At 46.1% G+C, this 13,899-nt stretch carries 16 protein-coding genes; all 16 read right to left on the bottom strand.

The genetic code is table 11. The annotated features are described in order from the left end of the window. Position 1: 1 nt before the first annotated feature. Positions 2-1,900, bottom strand: coding sequence for an NADH-quinone oxidoreductase subunit L (gene nuoL / locus PV783_RS07080; RefSeq protein WP_336387450.1), 1,899 nt, complete (start codon positions 1,898-1,900; stop codon positions 2-4). 54 nt (positions 1,901-1,954) lie between these two features. After that, entirely contained in the window at positions 1,955-2,272 is a 318-nt protein-coding gene (nuoK, locus tag PV783_RS07075; RefSeq protein ID WP_079469422.1) for an NADH-quinone oxidoreductase subunit NuoK, read from the bottom strand. Positions 2,273-2,323: 51 nt separating this feature from the next. Further along, positions 2,324-2,818 carry an NADH-quinone oxidoreductase subunit J gene (locus PV783_RS07070; RefSeq protein ID WP_079469423.1) on the bottom strand — a complete coding sequence of 165 codons (495 nt, stop codon included), beginning with the start codon at positions 2,816-2,818 and terminating at the stop codon, positions 2,324-2,326. A 59-nt stretch (positions 2,819-2,877) separates the two neighbouring features. Continuing rightward, complete coding sequence (nuoI, locus tag PV783_RS07065) at positions 2,878-3,381, bottom strand: NADH-quinone oxidoreductase subunit NuoI (RefSeq protein WP_079469424.1); 504 nt, start codon at positions 3,379-3,381, stop codon at positions 2,878-2,880. A 53-nt stretch (positions 3,382-3,434) separates the two neighbouring features. Beyond that, positions 3,435-4,478: an NADH-quinone oxidoreductase subunit NuoH gene (gene nuoH, locus PV783_RS07060; RefSeq protein ID WP_181784987.1), complete on the bottom strand. Its 1,044-nt coding sequence runs from the start codon at positions 4,476-4,478 to the stop codon at positions 3,435-3,437. Between the two features lie 21 nt (positions 4,479-4,499). Beyond that, positions 4,500-5,588 carry a 2Fe-2S iron-sulfur cluster-binding protein gene (locus PV783_RS07055; protein ID WP_079469425.1) on the bottom strand — a complete coding sequence of 363 codons (1,089 nt, stop codon included), beginning with the start codon at positions 5,586-5,588 and terminating at the stop codon, positions 4,500-4,502. 75 nt (positions 5,589-5,663) lie between these two features. Continuing rightward, complete coding sequence (gene nuoF, locus PV783_RS07050; protein WP_079469426.1) at positions 5,664-7,028, bottom strand: NADH-quinone oxidoreductase subunit NuoF; 1,365 nt, start codon at positions 7,026-7,028, stop codon at positions 5,664-5,666. 64 nt (positions 7,029-7,092) lie between these two features. Then, a complete protein-coding gene (locus PV783_RS07045; RefSeq protein ID WP_420987513.1) occupies positions 7,093-7,281 on the bottom strand; it encodes a hypothetical protein in 189 nt (62 codons plus the stop codon). Positions 7,282-7,304: 23 nt separating this feature from the next. Then, positions 7,305-7,808, bottom strand: a complete 504-nt coding sequence (nuoE, locus tag PV783_RS07040) for a complex I 24 kDa subunit family protein (protein ID WP_079469428.1) — start codon at positions 7,806-7,808, stop codon at positions 7,305-7,307. 44 nt (positions 7,809-7,852) lie between these two features. Beyond that, positions 7,853-9,073 carry an NADH-quinone oxidoreductase subunit D gene (locus PV783_RS07035; protein WP_079469429.1) on the bottom strand — a complete coding sequence of 407 codons (1,221 nt, stop codon included), beginning with the start codon at positions 9,071-9,073 and terminating at the stop codon, positions 7,853-7,855. A gap of 12 nt (positions 9,074-9,085) precedes the next feature. Further along, positions 9,086-9,601, bottom strand: coding sequence for an NADH-quinone oxidoreductase subunit C (locus tag PV783_RS07030; protein WP_079469430.1), 516 nt, complete (start codon positions 9,599-9,601; stop codon positions 9,086-9,088). 45 nt (positions 9,602-9,646) lie between these two features. Further along, positions 9,647-10,210 (bottom strand): NADH-quinone oxidoreductase subunit B, encoded by a 564-nt coding sequence (locus PV783_RS07025; RefSeq protein ID WP_079469431.1) that lies wholly within the window; start codon positions 10,208-10,210, stop codon positions 9,647-9,649. Between the two features lie 22 nt (positions 10,211-10,232). Next, positions 10,233-10,724: an NADH-quinone oxidoreductase subunit A gene (locus tag PV783_RS07020; protein ID WP_227024405.1), complete on the bottom strand. Its 492-nt coding sequence runs from the start codon at positions 10,722-10,724 to the stop codon at positions 10,233-10,235. Between the two features lie 64 nt (positions 10,725-10,788). Beyond that, positions 10,789-12,540, bottom strand: a complete 1,752-nt coding sequence (locus PV783_RS07015; protein WP_420987512.1) for a tetratricopeptide repeat protein — start codon at positions 12,538-12,540, stop codon at positions 10,789-10,791. Between the two features lie 36 nt (positions 12,541-12,576). After that, entirely contained in the window at positions 12,577-13,491 is a 915-nt protein-coding gene (locus tag PV783_RS07010) for a substrate-binding domain-containing protein (protein WP_079469433.1), read from the bottom strand. An 11-nt stretch (positions 13,492-13,502) separates the two neighbouring features. Beyond that, positions 13,503-13,745 (bottom strand): hypothetical protein, encoded by a 243-nt coding sequence (locus PV783_RS07005; RefSeq protein WP_420987511.1) that lies wholly within the window; start codon positions 13,743-13,745, stop codon positions 13,503-13,505. Between the last annotated feature and the right edge of the window lie 154 nt (positions 13,746-13,899).

Genomic DNA, 13,899 nt, shown 5'->3' with positions numbered 1-13,899 from the left:
TTTATAATAAGAATCCGATCACAAATAATACGATCATACCGATGACCATTGCAAAGATGTAGAAACCTACCTGTCCGTTTTGTACCAGGCGGATCTGCTGACCTCCCCATTGTACACCACGGCCCACACCGTTCACCAGCTTGTCGATACCCGCCTTTTCTACCGTATCACGGAAGAAACGGGACAATTCATACAATGGTTTTACGATAATAGTATCATACAGTTCATCTATATACCATTTGTTTTCGAGCACTTTTGTCAAACCAGTACTTTCTGTACCCGCATCTTCAAACTTCGTAAATTTCTGACGCGCCAGCAGGATAAATACAATCACCAGCACACTGCTCACACCCATCAGCAGCCATTCTGTACTATGCGACAGGTGATGTTCCACTGCAAAAGGTGCAGACGGTGCAAACACCGGCGCCAGGTATTCGGCCAGCATATTCTTCGTTCCAAATACTTCCGGTAAACCAACGTAACCGCCAATCACGGAAAGCACTGCCAGGATAACCAATGGAATAGTGATCGCAGAAGGACTTTCATGCAGGTGATGTTCCTGTTCGTGTGTGCCACGGAATTTACCGGTGAAAGTGATGTAGTATAAACGGAACATGTAGAAGGCGGTCATCAGCGCACCAATCAGGCCCAGTACATATAATACCGGGTTGTTGGCAAATGCCTGCGCGAGGATTTCATCTTTGGAGAAGAAGCCGGAGAAACCGGGAATACCCGCAATCGCCAGGCATCCTACCAGGAATGTCCATGCAGTAGTAGGCATGAATTTTTTGAGGCCACCCATCTTCCTGATATCCTGTTCGCCACCCATTGCATGGATTACGGAACCGGAACCGAGGAACAGGAGGGCTTTGAAGAAGGCATGCGTCATTACGTGAAACACGGCAGCTCCGTAAGCGCCTACACCCAGGGCGAGGAACATATAACCTAACTGGCTCACTGTGGAATAAGCCAGTACTTTTTTAATATCGTTTTGTTTTAAAGCAATAGAAGCTGCAAACAGGGCAGTAGCCAGTCCAATGATAGCGATCACTGTTTGGACGTGCGGCGCCAGTGTATAGATCACGTTGCTGCGTGCAATCATATAGATACCGGCGGTAACCATCGTTGCCGCGTGGATCAGGGCAGACACCGGAGTAGGACCCGCCATCGCATCCGGCAACCAGGTGTATAAAGGAATCTGTGCAGATTTACCCATTGCACCTACAAACATCAGCATGGCAATAGCGGTAATCACGCCATTGTTCATTCCCAGCGGCGCTGCTTTGGCAAACACTTCCGGGAAAGTAACCGTACCAAACTGCAGGATCATGAAGAAGATCGCGATCAGGAAACCGAGGTCACCGATGCGGTTCATCACGAATGCTTTTTTGGCAGCATTGTTATAGCTGGTATTTTTAAACCAGAAACCGATGAGGAGATAAGAACAAAGACCAACACCTTCCCAGCCAATGAACATCATCACGTAGTTGGCGCCCAGCACCAGTATCAACATCGAAAACACGAAGAGGTTGAGATAAGCGAAATATCTTGCGAAGCTCTCATCGCTCTCGTCGTGCATGTAAGAAGTAGAGTAGATATGGATCAGGGTACCTACGCCGGTGATCACCAGCAGGAACAAGGCACTTAACTGATCTACCTGGAAAGCGAAAGGAATCTGCAGGGAGCCTACAGATATAAAATCAAACAGGCGTACTGTCTGAGCAGAAAATCCCGGGGCTTTAACTTCCAGGAATATTAATAAGCTAATCACAAAGGACGCCAGTACTGCGCCACTTCCAACAAATCCTACCAGGGACTTGGATAAAAATCTGCGTCCCAATCCATTCACCAGGAAACCCAATAATGGTAAAAATGGTACCAGCCAAACTAGATTAATCATTTATCAATTCTATTTACGACGTCGAAAAATTTAATAATTAAGAAAGCAGAATTATTAATTTTTCAGCCTGTTAAGAATGTTAATATCTACTGAGTGTGTATTTCTGTAGACCATAGTAATTATAGCCAGTCCTACTGCTACTTCCGCAGCCGCTACCACCATAATAAAGAATACAAAGAGTTGTGCAGAACCGGCATCTACCCTGCCTGCATCTGCCCACATTTTGGAAAATGACACCATTAACAGGTTTACTGCATTCAGCATCAGCTCTATGCACATAAAAATAATAATCGCATTTCTGCGCATCAGTACACCCATCACACCTATGCAAAACAAGGCGATACTCAGGAATATGTAATATTGAACAGGCATAAAATAAATTACGGGTTAGAAATTACGAATCACGATGAGCAATCCGTATTGCTATTCTTTTTTACCAATTACCACGGCGCCGATCATTGCACTGAGGAACAGGATACTGCTCACTTCAAACGGCACCACATATTGTTTGAACAGAACCATACCGAGGTTTTTGATTAACCCGATATCAGTAGGATTGGTACTTAATGCCGGCATGCTGGCATCGCGCAATGCGGCTACCAGTACCACCAGTAAAGCGCCCCCGCTGATAGCGCCGGCATATTTCAGCCAGTTGCGTTTCTGCGGTTCCAGATCAGCATTCAGATTCATGAGCATCAGCACGTACAGGAACAATACCATGATAGCGCCGGCATATACAATGATATGCACTACTGCCAGGAACTGGGCATTCATCATAATATAGTGCCCTGCTATGGTAAAGAATGTTACGATCAGGCACAACACGCTCGTCACAGGATTTTTACTCAATACCACGCCCAACGCTGATACCAGCGCCACGACCGACAGCACCATGAAAATTATTTGTTGTATACTCATTCCCATCTCTGCTATGTTTGACTATTGTATTTTTAGCTAAATGTGCGCTGTGAATAATATTATTTGCCTTCTTTCGGATGAGGAATCAGCAGGTCATCTTTTCCGTAGATGAAGCCTTTACGCTGATAGTTTGCAGGAGCAAATGTTTCAGACATATACACTGCATCTTTCGGACAAGCTTCTTCACAGAAACCACAGAAAATGCAACGGAGCATATTGATCTCATATTTCGCTGCATACTTTTCTTCCCTGTACAGGTTTTCTTCTCCCTCTTTTCTTTCCGCTGCTTCCATTGTAATGGCTTCAGCAGGACAGGCAACTGCGCACAATCCGCAGGCAGTACATCTTTCACGGCCCTCTTCATCCCTATTCAGTACATGTAATCCACGGAATACGGGACTGAAATCACGTGTTTTTTCAGGAAAACTAACCGTAGCTTTCTTCTGAAAAAGATGCTTGAAAGTGATCCCCATGCCTTTGGCAATAGCAGGGATGTACATCTTCTCGGCGAGTGTCATCGGCCGGCGGTCTACTGCTTTTGCCCTGTTAGTTAATGCTTGCATAATGAATGCTTTATTTAATCCACACGTTCTGTGTGTATTTAATCAGATAATAATTAATGTTGACGAGCTAATACCAATGCCCCGGTGATCAGCATATTTACCAGTGCCAGCGGAATCATGATCTTCCAGCCCAGGCGCATCAGCTGATCGTAACGGAATCTCGGAACGGTCCAGCGCACCCACATAAAGAAGAAAATGAAAAACAGTGTTTTCAGGAACAGGGCCACAAATCCGAGGATAGTAACCATGTTCGGGTCCAGTCCCAGCTTATCCATATACGGGAAGGCATATCCGCCGAAGTACATGGTAGCAATGAGAGCCGAGCTGATAAACATGTTGATATATTCCGCAAACAGGAAGAAACCCAGTTTCATGGAAGAATACTCCAGATGATAACCACCATTCAATTCATTTTCTGCTTCCGGTAAATCGAAGGGAGCGCGGTTACATTCTGCAAAAGCGCATACCAGGAAGATGAAAAAGCCTAGTGGCTGATACACCACGTTCCATAAACCATGACGCTGTTGTTCCACGATATCCTTTAAGCTCAGGGAGCCGGTGAGCATCAGTAATGCGATCAGGGCCAGTCCCATTGGCAGTTCGTAGGAGATGATCTGCGAAGCGGCACGTACAGACGCCAGCAAAGAGTATTTGTTATTGGAAGCCCAGCCGCCGATCATAATACCGTATACACCCATACTCACTACCCCGAAGATGAAGAGGATCCCGATGTTTACATCTGCGATCTGCAGGGAAACAGGACGTCCGGCAATTACCAGGGTATCGCCCCAGGGGATAACGGCACTGGTCATACAGGCCACCAACATGGCGATGGAAGGGCCCAGCACGAAGAGAAAGCGGTTGGCATTGGTAGGAATAATTTCTTCTTTGAAGAAGAGTTTACCACCATCTGCCAGCGGTTGCAACAATCCCATGAAACCGGCGCGGTTTGGACCTAAACGGTCCTGGATCCAGGCTGCCACCTTTCTTTCACCCCAGGTAGAATACATGGCCACTACCAATGAAAGTACCAGCACCCCTGATATCAGGAGTACTTTTTCAATTATAAAAAACCAATCTATGCTTAATAAGGTCATACTTACACGTAATTACGATTGTTACTTCTTAAAATCATCAGAGTGAGCAGGGCCGTTGATCTTCGACAGATCAATATCCGGTCTGTTTACCTTGCTTTCAGAGTGGATGTCAAACAACAGTTTGGGTTGTCTTCCGTCCAATACATCTACCAGCGGATCTTTAGGTTTTACGGTATTCACGTAATGACCCTGGGAAATAACGCTGTTACGTTCTATTTTGCGTGGACCTTCAATGATCCAGTCTTTTGCTTCCTTTTTATCAAAGCGGCAGGTATCGCAGATAAAGGCTTCCACTTCGCCGTATTTATCTTTACGGGCGGTTACGCGGAATACTTCATCACCGCGCATCCACAGTACGGTTTTACCGCAGCATTTTGGATTTTCGCAATCGCGGTGTGCATCTACCGGTTTCAGGAACCATACACGGTTTTTGAACCGGAAAGTTTGATCGGTTAAGGCGCCTACCGGGCAAACGTCGATAACGTTACCGATGAAGTCATTATCGAGCGACTGGGAGATGTAGGTGCTGATTTCAGAAGCATCGCCACGGCCCAGGATGCCATGTTCGCGTTTTTCGGTGAGCTGATCGGCCGTGTACACGCAGCGGTAGCAAAGGATGCAGCGCGTCATGTGCAGTTTGATATGATCGCCGAGATCCACTTTATCAAAGGTTCTGCGTTTGAATTCGTAACGGGTGCTGTCGGCGCCGTGTTCGTAGCTCAGATCCTGCAGGTGGCATTCCCCGGCCTGATCACATACCGGGCAATCCAGCGGGTGATTGAGCAACAGGAATTCCACTACACCTTTACGTGCGTCCAGTACTTCCGGGGAAGTGATGTTGGCTACTTCCATACCATCCATTACAGTAGTACGGCAGCTGGCCACCAGTTTAGGCATCGGGCGCGGATCGGCATCGGAACCTTTTGATACTTTTACCAGGCAGGTACGGCATTTACCACCGCTGCCCTGCAGTTTGGAATAGTAACACATGGCCGGCGGCACTACTTCTCCTCCTATCTTCCGGGCCGCATTCAGTATGGTTGTACCGGGTTCCACCTCTACAGAGATGTTATCGATTTTAACCTTAAATAATTTTATTTCCTCCGCCATCTTAATATCTTTTGTGCTCGCGGGGAGCAACGTTTATTTATATATTGATTCCTTATTTCAGTATATGCATACCCGTTATACAGCAGCTGGTGTTGGCGCCGGCAATGGGTCTGCGTAATGAGCCAACCCGAAGTTACGGGTCTGTGATTCCTGTGGATTTGCCACATGCCATTCAAATTCATCGCGGAAGTGACGGATCGCTGCTGCTACCGGCCATGCTGCTGCATCGCCGAGCGGGCAGATCGTGTTCCCTTCAATTTTGCGTTGAATATCCCACAGTAAATCGATGTCGCTCATTTTGCCTTTACCATACTCGATGTTCTGCAGTACTTTCTTCATCCAGCCGGTGCCTTCGCGGCAAGGGCTGCACTGACCGCAGCTTTCGTGGTGGTAAAAGCGTGCGAAGGTAAGGGTATTGCGCACAATACACTGGTCTTCGTCCATTACAATAAATCCGCCGGAACCCAGCATGGAGCCTGTTGCAAAACCGCCATCAGCCAGGCTTTCATAGGTCATCATACGGGTTTCGCCTTTTGCTGTTTTCAGTAGCAGGTTGGCCGGTAACACCGGAACGGAAGAACCGCCGGGGATACAGGCTTTCAGGCGTTTGTTATTTTTGATACCACCGCAGTATTCATCTGAGTAGATGAATTCTTCTACGGAGATATTCATTTCGATTTCATAAACGCCGGGTTTGTTGATATTACCGCAGGCGGAGATGAGTTTGGTGCCGGTAGATTTGCCGGTGCCGTATTTAATATATTCGTCGCCGCCGATGTTGATAATAGGCACTACTGCAGCGAGTGTTTCCACGTTATTTACTACGGTAGGCGATTGCCATAATCCTTTTACCGCCGGGAATGGTGGTTTGATGCGTGGATTACCGCGTTTGCCTTCCAGGGATTCTATCAGGGCAGTTTCTTCACCGCAGATATAGGCGCCTGCTCCGCGTTGTACATATATTTCGAGATCGAAGCCGGTGCCCTGGATATTTTTACCCAGCCAGCCTTTGTTTTTTGCTTCTGCGATAGCCTGTTCCAGGATATCCGGAATCCAGGCGTATTCACCACGGATGTAGATGTAGCAACTGTTAGCGCCGAGAGCAAAGCTGGAGATCAGTAATCCTTCAATGAGGAGGTGGGGGATGAATTCCATGAGGTAGCGGTCTTTGAACGTACCTGGTTCCGACTCATCGGCATTACAAACCAGGTAGCGCGGAACGCCTTCCGGTTTGGCGATGAAACTCCATTTCAGGCCGGTAGGGAAACCCGCACCGCCACGGCCTCTCAGGCCACTCTTCTTCACTTCGTCCAGTACGCCGTCCGGCCCCAGGGTTTTCAGCGCTTTTTCAGCTGCCGCATAACCGCCGTTGCTCCGGTAGGTGTCATAGTACCGGATGCCTTCAATATGTGCTTTATCTAACAGTAATTTGCGTCCCATTGTCTTCCTTATGGTGTAATGTTACCGGTATTCCCGGCGCCATTATCAGATTTGTGTATATCTTTTATGCCTTACGTATGCCGTGTTGCGAAATGCGTTCTGCCAGCCTGTAAAACAGGAGTCCCGCGCTTACGCCACAGATAACGGAAACAAGCCAGTTATCGATCCGCCATAATGCGGTGAGTAACGCCATCAGCAGTATTGCTTCCACTACCTGTAATTTGTGGCGCTGATACATTTCCTTAAAACGCATGATCAGGTTATTTTTTGGATGCATCAGTTGGCGTTTGCTTTAGATCTGCATTCTGCAATGATTTCATCTACTTTGGCCGGAGTAAGGTGTTCCCGGTAATGTTTACCCAACTGCATCATGGGAGCATAACCGCAGGCGCCGAGGCACTCTACCGTTTTAAGGGTAAACAGCCCGTCGGCGGTAGTTTCACCTACGCCGATACCCAGCTTATTTTTAATGTAATCAATGATCTGATCAGAACCACTTACCATGCACGGACCTGTTTGACACACCTCAAATAAATAGGTGCCTACCGGTTTCAGGTTAAACATGCTATAGAAAGTAGCTACCTCATACACTTCAATTGATTGCAGTTGCAGTAAAGTTGCAACGTAGTCCATTGTTTCTGCACTCAGCCATCCACCAAATGCTTCCTGAGCCAGGTGCAACACCGGTATCAACGCACTTTTCTGCTTCCCTTCCGGGTAGCGTGCAATGATTTCTTTTACTTTATTCAGTTTCTCTTCAGAAAATTGAACCACAGCCATTATTTTATTCAGCTTTAATCTTCGAAATATTCAATAGCGCACTACTACGCATCCAGTTCACCCGCAATCAGGTTCAGGCTACTCATACAAACGATCGCATCGCTCAGCATGGAACCCTGCACCAGTTCGGCATACGCCTGGTAGTAAATGAAGCATGGACGACGGAAGTGCAGCCTGTAAGGACTACGGCCACCATCGCTGATCAGGTAAAAACCAAGTTCGCCATTGGCGCCTTCTACTGCGTTGTACACCTCACCCGGAAGCATGTCTGCTTCTCCCATCACAATTTTAAAGTGATAGATGAGCGCTTCCATTTTTGTATAAACATCCTGTTTTTCAGGCAGGTAATAAGCAGGTACATCTGCGTGGAATACATCTGCCGGCAGGCTTTTCACTTTATCCATTGCCTGGCGGATGATGCTGAGACTTTCCCACATTTCGGCATTACGTACCTGGAAACGGTCGTAGCTGTCGCCGGTAGTACCTACCGGTATGGAGAAGTCGAAATCCTGGTAAGAGCTGTAAGGGTTAGCCACGCGTACATCGTAATCCACACCCGCTGCACGCAGGTTAGGACCGGTGAAACCGTAGCTGAGCGCCCTTTCTGCAGTGATAGCACCTACGCCCTGTGTACGTTCCATGAAGATACGGTTACGGGTAAGCAGGGTTTCAAATTCTTTCAGTACAGCAGGATATTCGTTCAGGAAGCGTTCTATTTTTGCGAAAGCTGCGGGCGTGAAATTTCTTTCAAAGCCACCGATACGACCAATGTTGGTGGTCAACCGGGAACCACAGATTTCTTCATATATTTCGTATATCAGTTCACGGTAGGTCATCACGTATACGAAACCGGTTAATGCGCCGGTATCTACTCCCATTACAGAGCTACAGATCAGGTGATCTGCAATACGTGCCAGCTCCATGATTATTACACGCAGGTAATCCACTCTTTTAGGCGTTTCAATGCCCAGGAGTTTCTCTACGGTCAGTAACCAGCCCATATTGTTAATAGGGGCAGAGCAGTAGTTCAAACGGTCTGTCAGCGGCGTAATCTGGTAATAGGGACGGCGTTCTGCGATCTTCTCAAACGCGCGGTGGATGTACCCTACGGTAGAAACAGCGCTCACAATGCGTTCGCCATCGATTTCCAGAATGTTCTGAAATACGCCATGTGTAGCCGGGTGGGTAGGACCCAGGTTGAGCGTGGTCGTATCTTTTTCTATAGAGCCTTCCGGCAGTTTAATATGTTGTTTCTGATCTAACATAACCTCGTTGTATTAAAGATTTCCTCCCCTTCCAAACATCTCATCATCTTTATCGATACGCATGGAGTCTTCCAGCGGAAATTCCTTTCTCATGGGGAAATAGGTCATTTCATCCACATTCAGCACACGGATCAGGTTAGGATGTCCTACAAAGTTAATCCCGTAGAAGTCGTAAGTTTCACGTTCCATCCAGTTGGCGGATGCGTACAGCTGGGTAGCTGTAAACACGTCCGGTTTGGCTACGGGTGTGAATACTTTCAGACGGAGCCTGATGTTGTCCTGCAGGTTATGCAGGTGATATACTACTGCCAGTTCTTCGTTTTTCCTGTCGGGATAATGCACCGCAGTGATATCCGTTAAAAAACGAAAACGCAATTCCTCATCATCAAACAGGAATTGCATTACTTTCAGGTTATAATCTTTCTGTGCGGTGAGGGTTAGCAGCCCAAACGGCTCTTCAAAGCCGGTTAGCACATCTCCAAACTTCTCCGTCAGGCGTTGCTGTATGCGTTCGTTTGTTAAAGACATTAACAATTTGAAATTTACGATTTACAATTAACCATTCCCCTCTCCTTACTTGATACCGTAAGACTCCATCAGTTCTCTATACCTGTCGGAGTTACGGCGGCGGAGACTTTCCTGACCTACCAGGGCTTGTATTTTCATGAAACCATCGATGATACCTTCCGGTCTTGGAGGGCATCCCGGCACATATACATCTACCGGAATCACCTGGTCGATCCCCTGTAATACAGAGTAAGTATCAAATATACCACCGCTGGAAGCGCAGGCGCCTACAGCCATTACCCAGCGTGGTTCTGCCATTTGCAGGTATACCTGGCGCACAATAGGTCCCATTTTTTTGGAAATGGTACCCATTACCATGAGTAAATCGCACTGGCGTGGCGTAAAGGCCATACGTTCTGCCCCGAAACGGGCCATATCGTAGGTAGCCGCCATTGTAGCCATGAATTCGATTCCACAGCAGGAGGTAGCAAATGGTAAAGGCCAGATGGAGTTTTTACGCGCCAGACCTATTACCTTGTCAAAAGAGGTGGCATAAAATCCTTCACCGGAATATCCCTCGGGGATTTCCACCATCTTCACCTTGTTATTATATTGAACCGGACGAGCCATTGGTTTTAATTTAAAGAGTTAATTAATCTTCCCATTTCAGTGCACCCTTCTTCGTGATGTAGATAAATCCACACAAAAAGAAGCCCACAAACATCAGCACAGCGGTAAAGCCTTCCCATCCCAGTTCCCTGAAATTAACCGCATAAGGGTAGAAAAAGATTACTTCCACATCAAATAACACGAAAAGAATAGCGGTCAGAAAGTACTTGATGGCCACCGGCTGCCGGGCATTCCCCTTTTGCTCGATACCACTTTCAAAGTTAATAAGCTTATCGCTGGTTTTGCGTTTAGGACCTAAAAAGTGAGTAGCTAACATCGTGATCCCAACGAAACCTAAAGCAGCAATTAATTGCAGTACTATAGGGAAATAGCTAAAAGGAGTAGTCGTTGCTGACAAAAATACAGTTTCTGTATACATAAGCTTCCCGATAAAAACATTGTCCGAATGCGCAAAAATACTGTAAGTTGACCAAATATCAAATCTATTAGGATTTAAAATATTATCTTTTTTCACCAACCGGAAACTAAAAAACCTCCTGCGGGTACAGGAGGTTTTTAGTTTTATATGCAATTAATGCTTATTTCTTGTTCTGACCTTGCTTTGCAGCTGGTTTAGCAGCTGGTTTATCGCGGGCAGCCATGTTTTCGTTGATCTGTTTAACAGCCGTGTTGTTTGGATCTAATGCAGACAGTTTATCGGCATAAACCTTAACATTGGCTTTATCTTCCTTAAAGTAGTAGTACAACAGCTCATAAGTGTAAGCGTTGATCAGGGTACCCCTGTTTTTAGCAGGATCTACTTCAGAAATTTCTATGTATTTGTCGTAGAAAGGCTTTGCAACACCAGCCTGGGCCTGAGGATCTTTGGCAAAATTGCTCTGGCCTCTCCAGTAGTAACCGGTACCCAGTTCAGGTTTTGCCTCAATTACCTTCTGGAAAGCTGAATCAGCTTTAGCCAGCAGGGTAGTATCGAAAGGCTTAACATTTACAGCGCCGTAGTAGTAGTTGATACCTACGTTGAAGTAATCGATCGCCTGCAGTTGCTCTTTATTGGCAAGAGACAATTCGTTTGCTTTTGCATACCATTCAGCAGCAGCAGTGTAGTTTCTGGCTCCTTTCAGCTGTTCTGCGATCTGGATAAAGGTTTCCGGATCTTTAGCAGTGATAGAACCTGCATATTTTTCCAGGTAAGCCAGTGCTTTGGTATTGTACTGGTTCTGAGTAGCAGAATCGCTGGATTTCAGACGCATGTAAATGGTGCTCAACAATTTGTAGTCGTTAGAGTCCAGTTTGGCGTCGCCAACTTTCGCTGCATACCCGTCCATTACTTTTTGTGCATTCAGGGAGTCACCTTTCTGCAGGTAAGCATCACCGATGAGCAGGCTCAGTTTATTCTGATAGAATTCGTTAGCGCTTGGCAGGGTAGCCTGACCTTTGCTGATTGCGTTATCATAATCTTTCTTGAAGAAAGAGATGTAAGCAGACAGGTACTGTGTTTTGGTTTTATCTGCCGGATCTGCTACAGCCATGTATTTTTCCAGGTAAGTAGCGGCGTTATCCCAGGATAACTGATCTTTTTTAGGCGTGATATAGAAGTTGAACAGTTCGTAGAAAGCGGGACCATAGTTAGGGTCCATGTTGGTCGCCTTGGTATAGTCGGCCACTGCTTCTGCTTTCAGTCTGGCGTTATAGTTCACCAAACCCTGTTTCATTACTGCTTCAGCGTTGTTAGGATCGAGTTCCAGTGCTTTTTCATAAGTGGTGATAGCTTTACCGCCATTTTCACCACCGAGGAAACGGTAAGCATCTCCCAGCTCAATATAATCGGCTGCAACAGGAGTATATTGTTCTTTTTTCTTACGGCCTTCGTTGTTCAGGAGTTTCTCCATTACGGTGAGAGCATAAGCGCGGTCGCCACCTTTGATTTCGCTGTTTGCGTCGGCAATGGCACGGGCAACATCCCCATCGCGGCCCTGTGTGGCAGCGCTGGCGGCATCAAATTTCTGTTTAGCGGCAGCGGCGTTACCATTGATCAGATCAATACGGCCCATACCAGCCTGCAGTAAAGCAGATGTGGGCACTGCCTGTAAGCCTTTCTGGAAGGTAGCAGCAGCACCTGCAGCATCATCCATTCCGAGTTGGGCTATACCGAGGTAATAATACGCTTTGTCTTCCGTAGGCTTTGCTGCGATCACTTTCTCTAAATTCTGCTTGGCAGACAGGTACTTACCATAATACAGGTCTTTAAGTCCGTCCTCCACAGATTGGGCCATCACACCGCTTGAGGCGGCGCAAAGCAATGCTACGATTAAACTTTTCCGTTTGTTCATGCAATCTGGTTTTTTAGTTTTAGTTGTGTTTTTCTACTACTTAAGGTTGGCTTCCCTGAATACTACATTCAATCTCGCCGGGAATAAACGGAACTGCTTCATAACCAGCTGTCCCTCATAACTACCGAGAAAGGTTGCAAATCCACTGCCAAGTCCATGATATGGTTCTTTCAGGCAATAGAAGAAGCCGCGTTTTAACGGATAGGTGCCAATACCAATATAGGCCTGGTATGGCTTAACAAATTCCGAACCATTATCTGCTCTTAGTCTTACTACAGATACTTCACGTGTAAAAGCCATAGACAATGAATCGTTCGGATCAGAGATCCAGCTAACACCTATAACACCAATCGCGTCTTTGTTTTTTGTCACATAGTCCACCACCTCCGGGTTTGTTTTCGCAGCCATTGTATTTGTTGGCAGAGGTTTTCCCTTATTGATGGAATCCATGATGTACCGCACGGTGCTTGAGTTGGCATTATCAAACACCAGTTGCCACTTCCTGTCTTTATTGGTGCCATCCATGATCCCCCGTACCTGTTCCATATTCAGTACAGAATCAGGATTATCTTTATTTACCACCAGCGCAAGAGCGTCCCAGGCAAGTAAAAGGCTGTTAGGCGTAATTTTAATTTGCTTGAAGTAATCGCGTTCCTGCTGGTTGAAATCGCGGGTAACGATTACCAAACGGGCACTATCATTTAAAAGATCTTTAAAGCAATCAGCCTCCGGTTTATAGGTAGGGATGATATGTGCTTTTGGATACAGCGATTGAAAAACCTTTATTTCCGAATCTATCAGCGGCTTATATGTCTCATCCACACTTATATGGATGGTGCCTTCTGTAGCTGTATCTAATTTTTTCGCATTTGGATTCTGCCCGCAAGCGGCCATCATCAATGTAATAGCTGTTAAATATACAGCATTCATTCTTTCTAAACTGAAAAACATATCACACCTCTTTAGTTCCTGTTAAAAAAAAGTTTTCTCACTCCGTTATAAACCCTAAAGAGGCCGTAGACTATTAAAACCGCACCAACAATACTCATCATCTGCGGCGATATTCTGAATTCCCCGAATCCCAGTGTCTCCGCAAAAATTGCGAACAAACCAAAAAGGATAAAGAATATTCCCCTGATCAGCTCACCCATTGGCCGATACCTGTTTTCCTGCCGTCTGCTTGTTTGTTCTTCGTGTGTTTCCATGTTGCGAATTACAATTATACAAAAAATAATTTTTTAATCGGGTATAGAGAATTTTAGAGGAATGTTAAAAAACTGACTTAAAACCGCACTCTTTTGCTTGTCCAGCCGCAATTTGAGGCATTTTTTCAACATGTTGTTATTTTTTGATTTAAAA

Source organism: Chitinophaga sp. CC14, from assembly GCF_048957795.1.
In the GTDB taxonomy this organism is placed as follows: domain Bacteria; phylum Bacteroidota; class Bacteroidia; order Chitinophagales; family Chitinophagaceae; genus Chitinophaga; species Chitinophaga ginsengisegetis.
Note: the sequence above shows the minus strand (reverse complement) of the source record. Positions and strands in the feature narration are given on the sequence as shown.